Annotated in this window: 15 protein-coding genes and 1 pseudogene; 9 read left to right on the plus strand and 7 right to left on the minus strand. The window is 42.2% G+C overall.

All coding sequences use genetic code 11. The annotated features are described in order from the left end of the window. Positions 1–13: 13 nt before the first annotated feature. The 4 genes from PT285_RS01160 to tyrS all read left to right on the plus strand — a co-directional run bounded on the left by PT285_RS01160 (position 14) and on the right by tyrS (position 6,293). Entirely contained in the window at positions 14–1,120 is a 1,107-nt protein-coding gene (locus tag PT285_RS01160; RefSeq protein ID WP_277147178.1) for an LCP family protein, read from the plus strand. Then, entirely contained in the window at positions 1,120–1,740 is a 621-nt protein-coding gene (locus tag PT285_RS01165; protein WP_277147180.1) for a glycerol-3-phosphate acyltransferase, read from the plus strand. Before PT285_RS01160 ends, PT285_RS01165 begins: the two co-directional genes overlap by 1 nt. A 35-nt stretch (positions 1,741–1,775) precedes the next feature. Then, on the plus strand, positions 1,776–4,745 hold the full coding sequence (locus PT285_RS01170) for an LTA synthase family protein (protein ID WP_277147182.1): 2,970 nt from the start codon (positions 1,776–1,778) through the stop codon (positions 4,743–4,745). Between the two features lie 285 nt (positions 4,746–5,030). Continuing rightward, positions 5,031–6,293, plus strand: a complete 1,263-nt coding sequence (gene tyrS, locus PT285_RS01175; RefSeq protein ID WP_277147184.1) for a tyrosine--tRNA ligase — start codon at positions 5,031–5,033, stop codon at positions 6,291–6,293. Between the two features lie 36 nt (positions 6,294–6,329). On the opposite strand, the gene PT285_RS01180 is transcribed toward tyrS, so the two are convergent. The 3 genes from PT285_RS01180 to PT285_RS01190 are packed head-to-tail and all read right to left on the minus strand — an operon-like array spanning position 6,330 to position 9,195. Next, the gene (locus tag PT285_RS01180) at positions 6,330–7,286 is read right to left on the minus strand and encodes a glycosyltransferase family 2 protein (RefSeq protein ID WP_277147187.1); all 957 of its coding nucleotides are present in this window, start codon (positions 7,284–7,286) and stop codon (positions 6,330–6,332) included. Then, a complete protein-coding gene (locus tag PT285_RS01185) occupies positions 7,277–8,749 on the minus strand; it encodes a hypothetical protein (RefSeq protein WP_277147189.1) in 1,473 nt (490 codons plus the stop codon). Before PT285_RS01185 ends, PT285_RS01180 begins: the two co-directional genes overlap by 10 nt. Positions 8,750–8,769: 20 nt before the next feature. After that, on the minus strand, positions 8,770–9,195 hold the full coding sequence (locus PT285_RS01190) for a GtrA family protein (protein WP_280927870.1): 426 nt from the start codon (positions 9,193–9,195) through the stop codon (positions 8,770–8,772). A gap of 210 nt (positions 9,196–9,405) precedes the next feature. On the opposite strand from PT285_RS01190, the gene PT285_RS01195 reads away from it, so the two are divergent. From PT285_RS01195 to PT285_RS01215, 5 genes and pseudogenes are all read left to right on the plus strand, one after another. Further along, entirely contained in the window at positions 9,406–10,599 is a 1,194-nt protein-coding gene (locus tag PT285_RS01195) for a hypothetical protein (protein ID WP_277147191.1), read from the plus strand. A 31-nt stretch (positions 10,600–10,630) separates the two neighbouring features. Further along, positions 10,631–11,344: a coenzyme F420-0:L-glutamate ligase gene (locus PT285_RS01200; RefSeq protein WP_277147193.1), complete on the plus strand. Its 714-nt coding sequence runs from the start codon at positions 10,631–10,633 to the stop codon at positions 11,342–11,344. Positions 11,345–11,595: 251 nt separating this feature from the next. Beyond that, the gene (locus tag PT285_RS01205; RefSeq protein ID WP_277147195.1) at positions 11,596–12,963 is read left to right on the plus strand and encodes a sugar porter family MFS transporter; all 1,368 of its coding nucleotides are present in this window, start codon (positions 11,596–11,598) and stop codon (positions 12,961–12,963) included. A gap of 196 nt (positions 12,964–13,159) precedes the next feature. Continuing rightward, positions 13,160–13,621: pseudogene (locus tag PT285_RS01210) on the plus strand (virulence RhuM family protein); the annotation flags it as partial. A 275-nt stretch (positions 13,622–13,896) separates the two neighbouring features. After that, on the plus strand, positions 13,897–14,142 hold the full coding sequence (locus PT285_RS01215) for a hypothetical protein (protein ID WP_277147197.1): 246 nt from the start codon (positions 13,897–13,899) through the stop codon (positions 14,140–14,142). Positions 14,143–14,335: 193 nt separating this feature from the next. On the opposite strand, the gene PT285_RS01220 is transcribed toward PT285_RS01215, so the two are convergent. From PT285_RS01220 to dapA, 4 genes are read right to left on the minus strand one after another with little or no spacing between them, the layout of a single operon-like run. Then, a complete protein-coding gene (locus PT285_RS01220) occupies positions 14,336–15,385 on the minus strand; it encodes an aspartate-semialdehyde dehydrogenase (RefSeq protein WP_277147199.1) in 1,050 nt (349 codons plus the stop codon). Positions 15,386–15,401: 16 nt separating this feature from the next. Next, the gene (locus tag PT285_RS01225; RefSeq protein ID WP_277147201.1) at positions 15,402–16,580 is read right to left on the minus strand and encodes an aminotransferase class I/II-fold pyridoxal phosphate-dependent enzyme; all 1,179 of its coding nucleotides are present in this window, start codon (positions 16,578–16,580) and stop codon (positions 15,402–15,404) included. A gap of 21 nt (positions 16,581–16,601) precedes the next feature. Continuing rightward, entirely contained in the window at positions 16,602–17,369 is a 768-nt protein-coding gene (gene dapB, locus PT285_RS01230) for a 4-hydroxy-tetrahydrodipicolinate reductase (RefSeq protein ID WP_277147203.1), read from the minus strand. Beyond that, positions 17,362–18,288: a 4-hydroxy-tetrahydrodipicolinate synthase gene (gene dapA, locus PT285_RS01235; protein ID WP_277147205.1), complete on the minus strand. Its 927-nt coding sequence runs from the start codon at positions 18,286–18,288 to the stop codon at positions 17,362–17,364. The genes dapB and dapA overlap by 8 nt, the downstream gene beginning before the upstream one ends. Positions 18,289–18,305 lie beyond the last annotated feature (17 nt).

Below are 18,305 nucleotides of genomic sequence, written 5' to 3' on the forward strand. Positions count from 1 at the left end.
CACAGGTAATAATATGAAGAATAACGATAACCATCCGGGGAAATCTCGAGTTGAATTGCATGCGAAAGATTACCGCGTAAAGCATCGGGTTTTAATTCGCATTCTGGCAGTACTGGTAGCACTTGTTACTGCGACTGCTGTTTATTCAGCTTATATTTATTTTAAAACAAAAAAGACAGCCGACAGCGTGTATGACAATAACAATCGCGTTGAAATAAGGGACGGCGAATTTAACGGTAAAAATAAGTTTGCAGTGTTATTAATGGGCACGGATACGGGTGCGTTTGACCGCAAAGAAAAAATCGGCAACACCGATACGATAATTTTAACGGCAGTCAATCCTCAGAAGAAACGCTACACATTAATGTCAGTTCCGCGCGACACGATGGCGCAGATGGTTGGAACCAAAAATTTTCAGGCTGAAAAGATCAACGCGGCATACCCAATTGGCGGCGCCAAGATGGCAATGACCAGTGTTTCCAAACTGCTTGCAGTACCGGTTAAATATTATGCGATTGTCAACATGGAGGGGATTATGAAGATTATCCACTATGTTGGCGGAATTGATATCAGACCGACTTTGACTTTTGCCTACGGCGGATATTCTTTTCAAAAGGGACAGCTCACCCATATGAGCGGCGCAAGCGCCTTGGCCTATTCCCGCATGCGTTATGATGATCCTGATGGTGATTATGGCCGGCAAGCGCGCCAGCGGCAGGTAATTACTACTTTGGTAGAAAAAACCATCTCACTGAATTCGCTGTCCAAGATTGATGCAATTTTAGAAGCCATTGCCGGCAACGTGAAAACCAACCTAACATTTGATGCGCTGCGGCAGATTGTTCTTAATTACCGCGGCTGTGCCCGGACAGTTAAAAATGACTATCTCCATGGCAGCAATGTGACAATTGACGGAAGTGCATACCAAGTTCAGTCCACTACAGAGCTGCAGCGTGTTTCGGATTATTTACGCGGTGAATTAGGACTTAAGAAGCAGTTGCTGAATAATAATGAAACTTACCAAAATCAGCGCAATATTGCTAATGGCTTTAGTTTTAAAAATCCAACTGCACAAAATTATAATATTTACGATGATTATGTTGAAGAGGGTGATAATTAATGGCACGGGTGTGGTCAATTTTAATTGGTTACTTATTCGGCAATATCCTGTTTGCAATGATTATTGGCCGGTTTGTTTTTCACAGCGATCCGACCAAAGTGGGTTCGGGTAATCCTGGAACCGCTAATATTGGTGCCGTTTACGGCAAGAAATGGGGGGTCATCACCTGTCTGGGCGATTTTTTAAAAACCTTTCTGGCCTTGCTGCTTGTCTTTTTCCTTTTGCCAGGGAAAATTAATTTAGCATATGCTGGCTTAGGTGTAGTTCTTGGGCACTGCTTTCCCGTCTTAAACGATTTTAAGGGCGGAAAGGGCGTTGCGGTTGCTGCCCTCCTCGCCCTGATTTATGATTTACCGGCCGGAATTATCACCTTGCTGATCGCTTTATTTTTAATAATTATTATGAAAAATTTGACGATTCCGCCGCTGGTCTTTATTATTTTGTTTAGTGGCTATGAACTGGTAAAGATGCAGGAAGCAGGTGTGGTCTTTTCTTTGATTGCCATCATCATGGCCTGGCAATTTCGGCATGACCTTGTGGCTTTCTTTACGGGTCATGGCAAAAAAGTTGATATTTTGTCCACAATCAAAAAACGATGGGGCAGCAAGACTCAATCGTGAAACAGCAATTTTTAGTAGGGATATAAACTAGGAAAATGAATAAAAATAAGAAATCATCAACAGTCATTCAAATTATTTGTTTGCTCGCTGCGGCTTTCTTTATGCTGCTGCAAATGTATAGTTTTCGGGGAGCAGCAGGTAAGGCACATTTTGCGTTTTTGCGCTTTTTGCCGCAGATGGCCCATAATGCGACCTTAATTCTGGTACCCATGGTCTTTGGTGCGGTTTTCAGCAAGAAAAAAGTCCATCCAAGTGAAAGCTTTAGGTATTGGGCAATTGCCTTTGTCACGTTAATTGTCTATTACCTGCTCTTTTTCTTGAAATCTCCGTGGCACTTTAATATGTGGCGTGTTTTTGGGGCATTGTTTCCGATTATCACCAGCACTTCGGTTCTCTTGTCAGGCTTGATTTTTAGTCTGTTGGTGCAGCCGTCTTTGCTTGAACTGCAGCATAAGCTGACAACCAAGCAGAATTTATTGGTACTTAGCACTCTCAGCCTGCTGGGTTTTGCTCTCAGTGCTGGCACGCTTCCCTTTATTTACTCAATTTATGGCTTCTATTTGATTTTGTTCTTTGCTTGGGGCATGTTTTTAGCAAATGTTAAGGTTAGCGGCAAGCTGGTCAGATATTCAATTTTGGCCGGATTAATTTCCTTTGTTGTGGTTGTAATTGGGGTATCGGGTTTTGATGCCGTCTATTGGTCGCAAGTTATTGCCGGTAGTGGCGGTAACTGGAATAATCAATTCTTGAATAACCCGTCTTCACCATTTATGTTGCTGCTGGTTATTGCGGTTTTTCTTGTTTTCAAGAAAGTTATCGTCAGCTTTAATCAGGTTCAGCTGCGTTACCTTATTCCAGTAATTATCTTTATGGATGCGCCGATTTCAGCGTCATTCATGAACTCATTCCGCTTCACAGGTTCATCGCTTGTCAACAAAATGCTGATGATGATCCTGCTGCTGATTGTTGCAATTGCCTGGGGGCTGTTGTGCCACCAGTACTTGTTTAAACTGCAGCCGTTTGCGCAGATTGTGACTTATTTAGAGCACCATGACAATCTGGTTGAGGATTTACAGGTCGCTGCCAACAAAGTCTGGAAATGGCTGGTAGCTCATCGAATTAATCTTTACACATGGGCCTGGTTTTACATTCTGAGTTTTGCCTCGTTCTTAATTGAATCGGACAATTTTAGAATTCAGATCGGCACGGATAAGAATATTAACGCGATTGTATACCTGCTGGGCACGCACTTCTTTGCCATTATTTTAACAGCAATTTTCCTTGATGCCTTGTTCTCAATTCTGTACTTCGTGACGACACGCTACTGGACCTCTACTACCATTGTCAGCATTTTGGCTATTGGCTGGGCCGTTGCCAATAAAATTAAGCTGACGCTGCGAGCAGAACCAATCTATCCTTCAGAACTCAGTGAAATTGTCAATTGGCGCACGCTCTTGCCGATGGTGGGCAAGAAACTAGTCATCATCATTTTAGTGGCGCTAGTGGTTGTGGTTGCTATTGATGTTTTCCTTGAGTTGAAAGTTAAAATTCCAAAGAAAGGTTCGTGGAAAAAACGCGGTATTTGGGCACTTTTGAGCCTGCTGCTGTTTATGACGCCGTTGCGCTTTAACCATGACAGCGGAATTATTTACCGGATCAACCGGGGCTTTGACAATAAGCAGATCTTCAGAAACCCGGAACGTGACATTCAGGTTAACGGACCAATTTTAAACTTCTTGAATTATATAGACCTACAGGTCATGGATAAGCCGACCAATTATTCGAAGGCAGCAATTAATCGCTTGGATAAAAAATATCAGGGGGTTGCTGCCCAGATTAATAAGACGAGAAGCAATGACGTTGCTAAACAGACCGTGATTTTTAACTTGAGTGAGAGTTTTGTTGATCCTAGCACCTTCCCGGAGATTCGGATTGATAAAACTGCGCCAAATCCGGTTAAGTTTATCCAGTCGATGAAGCCACGTTCAACTTACGGAACGATGCTCAGTGCCGGTTATGGCGGCGGCACGGCCGACATGGAGTGGGAAACTCTGACAGGCTTTAACATGGGGATGTTTAAGTCCAGCCTGACACCTTATGTTCAAGTTGTTCCGAATTATGATTTTTACCCAACTATTGGAATGAACTTTAATTACAAGTCAGCAATTCACCCGTTTATTGGGACTTATTACTCGCGGGTGGAAGACTATCACCGCTTTAAGTTTAATAAGTTTGTCTATGTTGGTTCAAAATATCAAATAATTGACCAAAAGAAGTTAGGAAAGAATGAGTATAATTCCGACTTTACAACTTATGCTAACGGTTTGCGGCAAATCAATGCGCGTCAAGGCGGGCAGTTTATCAACCTGATCTCGATTCAGAACCATATGCCATATAATGATTGGTATCCGAAGAATGAATATCTGGGCAAGATCTCTGGTAAATTGTTTAATTCAGCAGCGGTTCGGGCACAGATGGAAACCTATGTGAAGGGAACTCAGTACACGGATCAGGCGGTCAAGAAATTTATTGGACAAATTGATAAAATTCAGAAACCAATCACGCTTGTCTTTTACGGCGACCATTATCCAAGTATTTTGTCACAGAGCTATACCACGGAATATCCGGTACAAATGCACTCAACGCGTTACTTTATTTATTCGAACAAGTACGCACGGGAACATGGTGCCAAGGAAAAACTAGGAACAAAAGAGAATGAGTTCGTTAATTCCAGTGATTTCATTGCCATGATGCTTGAGCAGACTAATTCGAAAGTTACGCCATACCAAGCTTTGCTGACGGAAATTCACCAAAAGCTTCCAGCTATCACAATTAACTTTGACGGCGGCAAGGGCTTTGAACTGGTTAATAAACGGGGCGAGATTGTCGATCCGAAGAGTTTGTCCAAGAAGCAACAAGCGATTCTGAAAGATTATGAGTTAATCCAGTATGATATGACTGCCGGGAAAGCTTATGGATTAAAGGCTAAGGGCTTTTACAAGTAATTTTTAATTACTACTGATTGCAATTTGTGATTGCTAACTTTGATTAGTTATACTATAATCATTATCATAAATGAGTAGTTGCTTAACTCAGTGTTAAAGAAAACTAGTGGTTGCTGGAAACTAGGCAGGTTAAGTTAATGAAATACTGTGGGGTTGTTCCCGTAAAAACTATTATGAGGCACCATTTGGTGCAAACGTGGGTGGTACCACGGCTAAGAGAAAATAATTTGGTCGTCCCTAGATTCTTCGGAATCTAGGGACGTTTTTGTTTTGACGGAGGAAAAAATGGCTAATTTTGATATTTTAGAAGATTTAAAATGGCGGGGTGCGATTAACCAGCAGACGGATGAAGAAGGCCTGCGCAAGTATTTGACGGATCATGATAATCTGGCTTTATACTGCGGTACCGACCCAACGGGTGATTCGCTGCATATTGGGCACTTGATTCCGTTTATGATTTTGAAGAGATTTCAGCTAGCTGGTTACCATCCTGTAATTGTTATCGGCGGCGGCACGGGGACAATTGGCGATCCCTCGGGTCGAAAATCCGAAAGACAGCTGCTCAGTGCGGAAAAGCTGCACGAAAATGAGATTGCCTTAACCAAACAGATGGAAAAATTGTTTGGTACAGAAAACTTTGAAATCGTCAACAATGCTGAGTGGCTTGACAAATTAACCTTAATTGAATTTTTGCGTGAGTTTGGCAAGCATTTTCAAGTCAACAATATGTTAAATAAGGATGTTGTTGCCAGTCGGCTTGAGAATGGTATTTCCTTTACCGAATTTTCTTACCAAATTTTACAGGCAATTGATTTTTATGAGCTGAATAAGGATTATGGTGTAGAAATGCAGATTGGCGGCAGCGATCAGTGGGGCAACATCACTGCCGGCATTGACCTGATTCACAAACTTCAGGGGCCCGAGCGGCAAGTCTTCGGCTTGACGATTCCGTTAATGCTTAAGGCCGATGGTACCAAGTTTGGCAAGTCTGCCGGCGGTGCGGTCTGGCTTGATCCCGAAAAGACGAGTCCGTATGAATTCTACCAGTTCTGGATTAACCAGGATGACCGTGACGTTGTGAAGTACCTGAAGTACTTTACTTTCCTCAGTCATGAGGAAATTGATGCGTTGGCTGAACAGGTGAAGAAAGAACCGTGGAAACGGGCTGCACAGAAGAAATTGGCGGAAGAAGTTACTAAGTTTGTCCATGGTGAAGCCGGCTTAGCAGAAGCGCAAATGATCACTGATGCATTATTCTCTGGCGATATTAAAAACTTGTCGGTCAAGCAAATTGCCGAAGGTTTGAAGAGTGCTCCGAGTGCGGAATCCGGGTCGGAAAGTAAAAACATTGTTGACTTTCTGGTTGATACCAAGATTGAGCCATCAAAGCGGCAGGCCCGTGAAGACGTGCAAAATGGGGCAATTTATATTAATGGTGACAGGCAGCAGTCAGTCGACTTTGCGGTTGATCCTAGTGCAGCTTTTTCCGGGCAATATGTCATTGTCCGCAAGGGTAAACGTAATTATACATTAGTGACAATTAAGTAAAATAAAAGGCGTTCTCGCAACAGAGAATGCCTTTTATTAATGCTGCTTTTTGTGATATAGATCTTGTTCAATTGTAAAGCGCGGTCGTTTTTTAACTTCATTAAATATTTTGCCGACGTATTCGCCAATCACGCTGATACAGATTAATTGAATACCGCCTAGGCCCCAGATTGAAATCATGAGTGATGACCAGCCCGACACCGTGTTGCCCGTTATTTTTTGAATAATGGTATAGATTAATAAGAACAAAGCGATTAAAACGATGATGAAGCCCAGCCCCATGATTAACTTGATCGGAACAATTGAAAACGAGGTGATGCCGTCTAAGGCCAACCCCAACATTTTACGCAGCGGATATTTTGATTTACCGGCAGCCCGTTCCTCACGCCGGTAGTAGACCTTGGCTGATGGAAAACCAACTAGCGGAACCAGGCCGCGCAGGAAGAGATTGCGTTCTTGATACGACAAGAGGGTGGCTACAGCGCGCTTACTTAATAATCGGAAGTCTGCTGCATCCGGAATCATTTTTACGCCCAACCAATTCATTAGTTTATAAAATAATTCTGCTGATGCCCGCTTAAAATGGCTATCGCTTTTACGGTTATTGCGCACACCGTAAACAACGTCAGCGCCTTCGTAATATTTTGCAACCATTTGTTTAATTACTTGCGGATCATCCTGCAGGTCAGAATCGATTGTGACGACCATGTCCGAGTCGCTGGTGGTTGTTAATCCGGCGAGCAGCGCTCCTTGGTGGCCAAAATTACGGCTGAGTTTAACACCAGAAATATGTTCGCTGGTACAGAACTGCGTGATTAGTTGCCAGGTATTATCGCGGCTGCCGTCATCAACAAAGACGACTTGACTGCTATCGGCAATTTGTTTGTCGGTAATTAATTGCTCAACAACCTCTTTTAAAACTGGTTCAGACTTGGGTAAGACTTCCTGTTCGTTGTAACAGGGGACAACAATACTTAACTTTTTTAGTGACACCCTTTTACCCTTCTTTCATGTATTTTAGATAGAACTACTTGCACTCCCAGTGAAGCGAAGATGATTAAAATTGGTGTGAATTCGATGCGGTATCTGCCCTGCACCTCAATTATCAGTTGTGCTGCGGCATAGGCAAAAAGAGTTAGCAACAGTAGGTAGGATTGGACTGGCATTTTTTTACGCAGTCCCGCTATCGCAGCAATAAAAAGCAGCAGCATTTCAATGGCATTAACTGCAAACGCGACATCGATCAGCAATTGGTAAAGCTGCTGGCTGTGATTCTTCCTGAATAATGTGTAGTCAAGGCTGTTTGATGGATAGGCCCACAGCAAATAAAACTTGTTGATCAGTAAACTAAGCCACTGGTGCTGCCGATTTAGCTGCTGCACGTTTTTCTTAACCACATCCCGCTCTTTTGTCTGCATTGTACGGCGGCGGCTGTGCTGGTTAAACTGCTTGCTGATGAAAGCCTTGTTGGTGCCGTTGGAACGGTAATTTAGTCCCATTACTAGTTTCCATTCGGGATCGCGGTTACTGAGGCCATACTCATTTAATCCGGAGTGTTTAACTGCACCGGCTAGGCAGGTTGTCAGCAGAAAGTAGACGGCAGCGAAGGCAATGATGCGGCCGCAACTACGCAATTTATTTTTTGGAAGTGCAAGCAAGCGGTAAACCACACCGAAAACGACAATTCCGGCAATAAAAATTATTCCTAAGGGCCGCAGGTAGTTGGCTAGAGCGAGAGTGATTCCGGCAGCTGGCCAACTGAAACGGTGATCGTCAATAATCAGGATTAAAGTCAATAAGAAAAAAATCAACCCAATATACTGGTCGGTCACACGGTTGTTCAGAACAAACCATTCGAGGTTAATCCCTAATAGAAAAACGCTCCAGCGGCTGACGGTTACTTTGTGAAACAGTTTTTGGGATAAGCAATATGTCAGCAGCAAAATAATTAACTGATAGAACACATTTAACAGCTGCACAATCCGGATATGTGCCCCAAATAATTTCACAATCAGCATAACATAAGACAAAAAACCTGTTTGGTAGGCCCACTTGGCAAAGTAATCATTGTCTGTCTGATAAAGCGGCTGCCCTTTTAGTACTTTGATACTGGACTGCCAAAATTCGCCGTAGTCACTATACTGCACGGTTGGTGTGATGTGAAGCCAGAAAATGAAAATAAGAGCAAATAAAAGAAGTAATCCCAGTAAAACACAACGGTTGTAGTTAGGCTGATCGGGAATTTTTGCTAAGAGATAGCAGCAGCCGCTGATCGCGATGAAGCCGCCAATTAAACAAATCAGGAAGATGATTAGTGAGCGTGAGCTAAGGTGCAGACCTTGCTCTTGGATAAATTTAATCCAGTAATTTCCAATGCCGATAATGATTATTCCACTGAAAAGCACTAGGCAGATTTGAAGAATTTTGCTGACCCAGAATGTAATTTTTTGTCCCATTTTATTTCGCTCCTTAAAGTTTATTTATTTGAAGATTTGCTTTTAAAAATAAAGATTTTGCTGAAAAGGTAGTTGGCGATGACAACGATGACATTGTCAATCAGTTTTACCCAGAACGCATTTTTATGCATGATGCCGATGCCCACCTTTAAAATGGCAAAATCCATCAGGAGACTTAGGATGCGCCAAAAGAAAAACGAACCGGCTTCTTTCCAGACATCCTTACTTGTTTTCTGATGGGAGTCAAATACGTATAATTTGTTTGTGACGTAGGCAAAAATAACGGATAGGAGCCAGGCAATGAAAGTTGCCAGCTGGTAACCAATTAGATGCTGCCATGTGTATAGGTAATTAAAAACCAGCAGGTTAATTAGGGTGGTTAATCCGCCAGATAATAGGTAAGAAAATATTTGCCAATATTTTTTGATTAGATTTATGATTTTCATTTATCCCGTTTTGCTAATTCCTTTATCAATAACTAATAACAATCTTACTCTTTAACTTTTGCAAAAAAAAGAATAATTAGTCCTTTTTATCTGTACAAATTGACTAGCAACAAAATAAATTCGATATAAATCTCGGTTTAAATAAGCTATAATTAACTAAATAAAAAGATTGTAATTCTTGGTTGAAAGTAGGAGTGAAAGGGATTTTGAATGATTACTAAAGCAGAAAAGAAGTTTATTGATGCGTTGCTGCAGAAAAAGCAGCTTATTTTTGGAATTATAATTACTTTGTTGTTTGTAATAATTAGGCTGACGCTGTTTAATTTTAAATCAGGTGACTATATTTTCTATTTGAAACCCTGGTACAAAGCTATCAGTGGTTTAGGCGGGCTGGGAGCACTGCGCACACAAATCGGTGATTACAGCGTGCCGTACCAATTTGTGATAGCCCTGTTTACGTATTTGCATGTCAATGATTTATATTTGTACAAGCTGCTTTCCGTCGTGTTTGACTTTGTTTTGGCGTTTTTCGCTGCTAAACTGGTCACAAGCGTTAATAATAAAATTAACTTCTTAGTTCCTTATTCATTAGTGCTGCTGCTGCCGACTGTCATCCTGAATTCGGCAATGTGGGCTCAAGCCGACTCAATTTATGCCGGCTTTTTGATGATTGCGCTTTGGTTATTATTTATCAGCAGGTACGGCCTTTCTTTTGCTTTTTTAGGAGTTGCAATTGCTTTTAAGCTGCAGGCAGTGCTTCTGGTGCCATTTTATTTATTGGTTTATTTAATACGCAAAGATTTCAGTATTTTTAATTTCCTTATCTCGCTGCTTTCCCTTTATCTTTGCAACCTTCCGGGCTTTATTTTTGGCAGGAGCATTCTGACACCGTTTAAGGTTTATCAAACTCAGACGGTGGAATTTAAGGGGCTTTTTTTCAACCTGTTCAATTTTTCAACCTTTTTCTATAATTCAAAGTATGCATTGGGGTTAGACAATTACGGGATGCTGCGGAATTTTATGATTCTGTTGACCTTTATTATTTTGCTTTGCGGTTATCTGATAATTTTAACTAAAATGAATACCGGTGACATGTATGGCGAAAAATTTGTTGTTCTTGCTGCCTGGACTTTTTGGACCTGCACAATGTTTTTGCCGTCCATGCATGAGCGCTACGGTTACTTTGCTGATCTGCTGCTGGTTTTACTAGCAATTAATAATCGTAAAGTCCGGCCGCTTGCGGTAATTTCAGTTTTAGCGAGTTTGGCTGGCTATACCAAGTTTTTGCTGGGGATTAATTATGATAGCGGCTTAATGTTTGTGATTGCTGCCTTGGAGTTAGCTTCCTACCTCTGCTTCACGGAATTGGTTTTATCGAAAAAGGACCATGTTAAGTTAAATTAATTGGGAAGGGTTCTTTGTTTGGAGAAAACAAATGCTTGAACTAGCTGGTTTACGAAATGTTCCCAAGATTGCTGCACCTTGTAATTTGGGAAAAGTATTGGTGAAAACAGCACAAAAAGAAAATTTTTCTATTCAGGATGGCGATATTCTGTGTGTTGCTTCCAAAATTTGTTCAAAGGCACAAGGTAATATAGTTGATTTAAAAAAGATTAAGCCAAGTAAATTAGCAGAAAAAATTCATCAGCAAATGCCAAGAAAGGATGCCAGGCTGATCCAGGTGATTTTAGAACAGACCCAAGATGCGACGGGCAAACGCTTAGATCTTGCGGATAATTATCTTGGCGCTTGGCTGCCGAACGGCTTGTTTTTAACTAGCGGCGGTGTGGATAAGGGTGAAAATAAAACAGCGATTACTTTGCCTAAGGATTGCGACGCTGCTGCCAAGGAAATCGGCACAGCATTTTTTACAGCGACAGGTAAAAGAGTTGCGGTCATCATCACAGATAGCGATGGGCGGATTGATAAAAAAGGTGCGACGCAAATTGCGGTTGGTCTCTATGGAATAAAGGGCTTGCGTGTTTCTAATGACGGAAAAAAGAAAAATATTGAAACTTTGTGTGACATGCTGGCGGCTGCGGCTGGTTTAATCATGGGACAGCGTGGAACGAGTATTCCGGTTGTGCGCATTCGCGGCCTTGATTATTCTTTTACGGAAAATTCAGGGCTTGCTGATGTAGTAAATTAAAATTGTTCAAAATGATTCAAAATCGTTCAAATTCATTCATTTTCGTTCAAAATCGTTCAAAAAATCTAACGCAGTGAAATAATAAATTGCCAAGAAACGAAAATGTGAACTTCTTATAAAAAGCATTTACTGCAACTTCTTTAAGCAAAACTCCTATAATAGATATATTGCACTGACTCTTAAACACGATCTCTGGATCGCGGGTAAGGGTTATTTGTGCATGCTGTTTTGAGAATAGGGAGTTGAAAAATTTGCACAAAGAAAAGCAAAAAAGTAGTTGGTTTTTACGATATACGGCCTTTGTTATTGCATTAGGCGGGTTTCTTTTCGGCTATGATACGGGGGTGATTAACGGTGCGCTCACCTTTTTGAGTGCGCCTGACCAGTTAAATCTGACATCATCGCAGCAAGGACTTGTTTCCAGTTCACTTGTATTGGGATGCGCTTTTGGTGCCATGGCTGTGGGGAAATTGGCTGATAATGTTGGCCGGAAGAAATTGCTGCAGTGGATTGCGGTGATTTTTACAGTTGCCACCTTGGTCTGTTCGCTTGCGGTTAATTCTTGGATGTTAATCGGTTCACGCTTTATCTTGGGATTATCGGTTGGCTGTGCTTCAAGTCTGTCGCCCTTGTATTTAAATGAAGTTTCTCCAGATAAACTAAAGGAAGAAAATGTTAATAAAAATTCCAAGGCAATCGTTTTTGGCCAGTTGACGGCTTTTACAGTTAACGCAATTTTGGCCACGATTTTTCCAACATGGCATCCGGTTTGGCGGATCATGATGGCGGTTGCGGCAATTCCAGCGTTCTTGTTATGGGTATTATCCTTCAATCTGCCCAATAGTCCCTTCTGGCAGTTGCTTGAAGGGGCACGTAATTCTGCTAAGAAAACTTTTGCTAAGCTAGGCTTTCCTAAACTGGATGTGCACGAGGCAATCAGTGAGGCCAAGCAAGCGATTCGTGCTAAAGAAAAGACTTTTTCATGGAAAAAAGTCCTTAAAAACCGCTATATGTTGTACTTGCTGCTTGCAGGGATTGCCATTGGTTTTGTTCAACAGGCATCGGGAATCAACACGGTCATGTATTACGGCACAGTTTTGCTGGAAAAAGTCGGCATGGGTGCCGGTGCATCTCTTTACGGTAATATTTTGATTGGTCTTGTTTCGTCACTGGCGATAACCCTGGGAACAAGAATTTTAGCCAATTTTTCGCATCAGCGTTTGCTGGTTGTTGGATTGTGCGCCAATGTTGTTACTTTAACGGTGCTGACTTTGGTGATGCGGTCAAAATCATTGCCGCAAAGTGAGATCAATGTTTTGGTTTTGCTGCTTTTGGCCTTGTTTTTATCTACCCAGCAAGGCATTGTCAGTCCGGTGACATATCTGTTATTAGCAGAAATTTTTCCGCAGCATTTAAAAACGGCTTTTAATTCGATTGGAACCGCGGTGATGTGGATTACCAATTTTGTTATTAGCCTAATTTTCCCAGTGTTGATGAATGCACTAGGAACCGCAGGCGTATTTTTCGTCTTTGCAATTGCCAATTTTGGTTGTGCTCTTATTACCGAAATCATGGTGAATCCACGACTGGTTAAAAAGGCGCGTGAGAAGTTGTCGTAGTGATTTACTTCTAATAAAAAACTATATATACTGATTATATGTGATAAAATAATATATAAAAATGTCAAATTATAATGTTCTAGTCAAGAAAATATCAAATTTTTCAGGGGGAAGGATAGAAAAAATTTGCTTGCAGTACATTAAAAATATTTTATGATTAGCATAGAAAATTGATAGGTTTTAAAAGAGGGTCGGTATGTCAAACGATGTAATTATGTACAATACTGAAGATGGTGAAACACAAATTGAGCTTCATCTTCGAAATAAGACAGTCTGGTTGTCGCAATTGGAAATTGCCGAGTTGTTCCAGACTTCAAAGCAAAATATTAGTAAACATATTAAAGTAATTTTGGATGATGGTGAACTGGATGAAAAGGCAACTGTCAACTATCAGTTGACAGTTCAAAATGAAGGTAACAGACAAATCTCTAGAAGTATTGCATTTTATAATTTAGATATGATTTTGGCAATAGGCTATCGTGTGCGTTCAGCGCGGGGGGCACAATTTAGGCGATATGCATCTACTGTCCTAAAGGATTATTTAATCACAGGAGCGGCTTTAAATACTGCTAAATTGATAGATAATTTGGATTATTTCAAAAATTTACAGAAGCGAATACGTGATATTCGCTCAAGTGAGCGCCTGTTTTATCAACAAGGTTGTTACTATAAGTAATTATATACATCAAAGGGAATTAGATAAAAAATTACTGATAGTAGAGGTAATTTACATAACTGCATTAACTTACACTTTTGTCCTTGCTTTTAAAGTTTTTCTTTTATTGTTTGCAATCTTTCTAGTAATAGTATTTATAGTTGCAATAGTTGAAATTCCCTTCGATTATAAGAAAATAAAACGAAATAAAGATTTTGATTCAAAGTATAATTCAGATTGAGTTGAAATTTTTAGATATAACAATAGGAGCAAGTATTATGGAAAAAGCTAAATGGATTGTAATAGATAGTTTGAAGACACTATCATTTTGGGTTTTGCTTGGATCAATCTTTTGCTTTATTGATGGCATTAATTCGCAAAACAAGACGCTGATATGTTGGACAACAATACTAGTCATTGTAGCCACATACGACTTTATAAAAGATCTAATAAATATATGGCATAAAGAAGTTGTGTTGCAAAAACAGTCAAATAAAGTAATGGATAAAATTAATAAAAACTAGCTATACCAGTTGTAGCTTGTTTAAGCAGTTCACAGATCATGTACAGAAACACGTAAGCGTACTAGTGAGATCTGATCAGTCACAGGTGCAAAAAGCGGTCCTTAGGGATCGTTTTTTGATGCAACAAAACAACCACTAACGTTACATAATTAGTGGTTGTTTTTTCAATTCATCCTATTTTGCTATATTATCTTTAAATCAATCCGTCCTTGACCAAACATTCCGCGATTTCGACCGTGTTCCAGGCTGCACCTTTTAGCAGATTGTCGGAAACAACCCACATATTAAAGGCGCCCGGATTTTCCGCGTCAGCACGCAGGCGGCCAACAAAAGTTTCCCGCTTGCCAGCAGCAGTTAACGGCTGCGGATAAAGCTGCTCGTCGGGATCATCCTGAACGACAATTCCTGGGAAACCTTCTAAAACGCGGCGCAAGTCGCTTGGCTTGGCCGTCTTGTCGTCAACCGTGAAGTAAACAGATTCGCCGTGACCCAGTTCAACGGGTACCCGCACACAGGTGGCAGTGACCTTGATTTCTGGGCTGTCCATATCATCCAACATGATTTTCTTGGTTTCGTGAATCATTTTCCATTCTTCATGAGTATAACCATCTGGTTCAAACACATCAATTTGCGGTAATAAATTAAATGCCAAAGGATAGTGGTGTGCCTCACCTTTGACCGGGGTGATTTCGGCAGTCATTGGTTCATTATTTAAGCGCTGCTGCGCCTGGTGCAGCAGTTCATTCCACGCTGCCTGGCCCGCTCCGGAAACAGCTTGGTAAGTTGAAACGATTATCTGTTTTAAGCCATAAGCCTGCCGGATCGGTTCCAATGCCAATACCATTTGAATAGTTGAACAATTAGGATTGGCAATGATGCCGTGATGCTTTTTTAGTGCCTGGCGGTTAACTTCAGGAATGACCAATGGCACTTCGGGATCCATGCGGAAAGCGCTAGTGTTATCAACGCAGACCGCCCCGTTTTTAACAGCAATTGGCAGAAATTTTTGTGAGACACTGCCGCCGGCAGAGGCCAACACTAGATCAACATTCTTGAATGAATTGGGGGTCGTTTCTTCAACCGTCAGCTCCTGATCCTTGAATTTCAATGTTTTTCCGGCCGATCGTTTTGAAGCCAGTAGTCGCAGATTTTTTACGGGAATGTCTGATTGGGCCAATTGACTGATGAGCCTGCCGCCCACTGCGCCGGTCGCTCCTAGAATCGCAACATTATAACCATTCATTGTAATTACTTCCTTATTATTTATTTAAAAAATTCTTGATGCGGCTTAATGCCAGTTGAATATTTTCTGGACTGGCTGCATAAGAAAAGCGGATATAACCTTCGCCGCCGTTGCCGAAAACACTGCCGGGCACGCAGCCGACAAGTGCTTTGTGTGCCAGTTGTCTGGCGAATTCCATGTCATCATCATGATATTGCTGCGGAATTTTAGCAAAAAGATAAAATGCGCCTTCTGGAGGGATGACCTTGAAACCTAAGTCAGTTAGACCCGTACTCATTAGTTCCTGCCGCTTGCGGTAAATTTTGACTGACTCTTTAGGATCCTGATCGCCCTTAACTGACAATGCTTCGGTTGCGGCTGCCTGGGTTGCATTAGGTGAAGTCGTTACCAGCAAGCCGTGAATTTTAGCAAATGATTTCGCAATTGCCTGCGGTGCTGCAATGTAGCCCACACGATAGCCGGTCATTGCGTGCGACTTGGACAAGCCGTTAATTAAAATTGTTCGTTCCGGAATGTCTCGGGCAATAGAATAGTGTTCCATTCCGTAGACTAGCTCGCAGTAAATTTCGTCCGCAATTACATAGAGTTGGTGCTGCTTGAGAATGGCAGCCAATTCTTTGAGCAGCTTAGCCGGATATTCCCGGCCGGTAGGATTGTTCGGGTAATTTAAGATGATGCCTTTTGCCTGGGGATGTTCTGCCAAGGCCCGCTTCAGGTCTTCCGGCTGCAGCAAGAAATCGCTGCCAGAGGTATCAAGCACCACCGTTTTTGCTCCCAATAAATCTAACAGGGAAAAGTATAGGGCATATGACGGTGCTGGCACTAAGACCTCATCGCCTGGATTAAAGAGGGAGAAAAAGGTTGCTGCCAAGGCTTCCGTTGCCCCAACCGTAACGATAATTTCTGAATCAGGGTCATAATCCAGGTTTTGTTTCCGTTTTAAAAAAGCGCTGATTGCTGCCCGCAGTTTGGGATTGCCGGTAGGTTTGCCGTAATGCGATTCGTTGTTGGCAATGCTGGCAATTGCCGCCTGTTTGACATGTTCCGGTGTATTTAAATCCGGTTCGCCCAAGGTTAGTTTAATGATTCCCGGAATATCGGAAATTTCTTGGTCAAACTTACGGATACCTGATGGTTCTGTTCCGGCTAATAGCCGGCTTTGTATTTCTTCTAAATCTATTGCTAATTCTGGCATGATAAGCCTCCTTATTGATTACTAAAGGATATTTTCTAAGCCAATGACTAATCCCGTTAGTTGCATAACATTTTTTAACGCAAGTTCAACTCCGTGCATAAAGGAATGGCGGTCAAATGAATCTTGCCTGATGGTTAAAGCCTCGCCGTCGCCGCCAAACAGCACCTGTTCGTGGGCGATATAGCCGGGCAGACGCACAGAGTGGACGGGAACGCCGTAGCAGTCTTTGCCGCGGGCAGCGTTATCGTTAAAATTGGCCTTGACCTTGGGATCACGGCTTTGGGCAATTACTTGTGCAGTTTTGAGTGCGGTTCCCGAAGGTGCATCCTGTTTATCTGCGTGGTGCATCTCAATAACTTCGGCATCGGGAAAGTAGGCCGCCGCGATTTGGGCAAATTTCATTAATAAAACTGCAGATAGCCCGAAGTTAGGGGCAATGAGCCCGCCGACCTTGTTTTGCTTAGCCAGGGCAGTCAATTCTGCTACCTGATCATCGGTTAGGCCCGAGGTCCCAATCACGGGGCGAATTTTATGTTCAAGGGCAAACTTGGTATTTTCATAAACCGCACTTGGCACCGTAAAGTCAATCCAAACATCATATTGGCCGCTAATGGCCGCTAGAGTTTGAAAAATTTTAACGTCTTGGTTTAAGTGATAATCACTTGGCTTGGTGCTTGCCAGTTTGGGAGCAAAGACAGCAGTTACTTGGTAACCGGGCATTGACTGCACTAATTCGACTGCCTGCTTACCCATGGCACCATTAAAACCGGCAACTAAAACCTTAATCATTGCTTTCTCCTAATTCTAAAACTATTGGCTGGTGTAAGTCGTCGTGCGGCATCCCCAGTCGATGTGCTAATTGCTGTTCTTCTTTGGCAGTTAGGTCAACAATCGGTAGGCGGCAGCCGCCTGTATGGAAGCCTTGCGCATTTAACAGTGCTTTAACTCCAGATGGGGACGGGAACATGAACAAGGCATCCATCTTAGGGGTCAACTTGCGCTGCCATGCGCCTGCTTCGGCAACATTTCCTGCCTCGAGAGCGTCATACATCTGCCGCATCTGGTCGCCGTAAACATGTGAAGCAACCGAAATAATTCCCTGCGCCCCGATTGCCTTGGCGGCTAACGATTGATCATCTTCGCCGCTGTAAACTAAGAAACCTTTAGGTGCATGTTCAACCAAATATTCCAGGTCTTCAATTGTCGTACACTGCTTAACGCCGATAATTTTCGGATTTTTAGCTAATTCTAAAATCGTCTCGTTAGCCATAGTTACACCAGTGCGGCCGGGAATATTATAAATGATGATTGGCAGCGCCGAATTATCAGCAACTGCCGTGTAATGAGCCAGCATCCCGCGCTGATTAGGTTTGTTATAGTAAGGAACAACCACCAGCAGTGCGGTGATTCCGTCAATCTGATTGACCCGCCTGCTTAGATCAATTGTTGCCTGGGTATTGTTTGAGCCGGTTCCTGCCACGATCGGAACGCGTCCGTCAACGATCTCGACAAATTTTTGGTAAAGGGCCACTTTTTCATCGTTGGTCAAGGTCGCAACTTCACCGGTTGTTCCGCCAACGATAAAGCCCTGGCTGCTGTGGTCAATCAGGTGGTTGACCAGCTCGGATAAACCAGCATAATTAATTGTTCCGTCTTCATTAAAAGGGGTAATGATTGCCGTTAAAATTTCGGCGTCTTGTAATAACATATTTTTGCCTTTCTACA

This window comes from Lactobacillus sp. ESL0791 (assembly GCF_029433255.1).
Classification (GTDB): domain Bacteria; phylum Bacillota; class Bacilli; order Lactobacillales; family Lactobacillaceae; genus Lactobacillus.

Excerpts from the sequence above, each read along its gene's own strand:
- PT285_RS01160 (WP_277147178.1), top strand. The coding sequence starts at position 14 with ATGAAGAATAACGATAACCATCCGGGGAAATCTCGAGTTGAATTGCAT.
- PT285_RS01165 (WP_277147180.1), top strand. The coding sequence starts at position 1,120 with ATGGCACGGGTGTGGTCAATTTTAATTGGTTACTTATTCGGCAATATC.
- PT285_RS01170 (WP_277147182.1), top strand. The coding sequence starts at position 1,776 with ATGAATAAAAATAAGAAATCATCAACAGTCATTCAAATTATTTGTTTG.
- tyrS (WP_277147184.1), top strand. The coding sequence starts at position 5,031 with ATGGCTAATTTTGATATTTTAGAAGATTTAAAATGGCGGGGTGCGATT.
- PT285_RS01185 (WP_277147189.1), bottom strand. The coding sequence starts at position 8,749 with ATGGGACAAAAAATTACATTCTGGGTCAGCAAAATTCTTCAAATCTGC.
- PT285_RS01190 (WP_280927870.1), bottom strand. The coding sequence starts at position 9,195 with ATGAAAATCATAAATCTAATCAAAAAATATTGGCAAATATTTTCTTAC.
- PT285_RS01195 (WP_277147191.1), top strand. The coding sequence starts at position 9,406 with ATGATTACTAAAGCAGAAAAGAAGTTTATTGATGCGTTGCTGCAGAAA.
- PT285_RS01200 (WP_277147193.1), top strand. The coding sequence starts at position 10,631 with ATGCTTGAACTAGCTGGTTTACGAAATGTTCCCAAGATTGCTGCACCT.
- PT285_RS01215 (WP_277147197.1), top strand. The coding sequence starts at position 13,897 with ATGGAAAAAGCTAAATGGATTGTAATAGATAGTTTGAAGACACTATCA.
- PT285_RS01220 (WP_277147199.1), bottom strand. The coding sequence starts at position 15,385 with ATGAATGGTTATAATGTTGCGATTCTAGGAGCGACCGGCGCAGTGGGC.
- PT285_RS01225 (WP_277147201.1), bottom strand. The coding sequence starts at position 16,580 with ATGCCAGAATTAGCAATAGATTTAGAAGAAATACAAAGCCGGCTATTA.
- dapB (WP_277147203.1), bottom strand. The coding sequence starts at position 17,369 with ATGATTAAGGTTTTAGTTGCCGGTTTTAATGGTGCCATGGGTAAGCAG.
- dapA (WP_277147205.1), bottom strand. The coding sequence starts at position 18,288 with ATGTTATTACAAGACGCCGAAATTTTAACGGCAATCATTACCCCTTTT.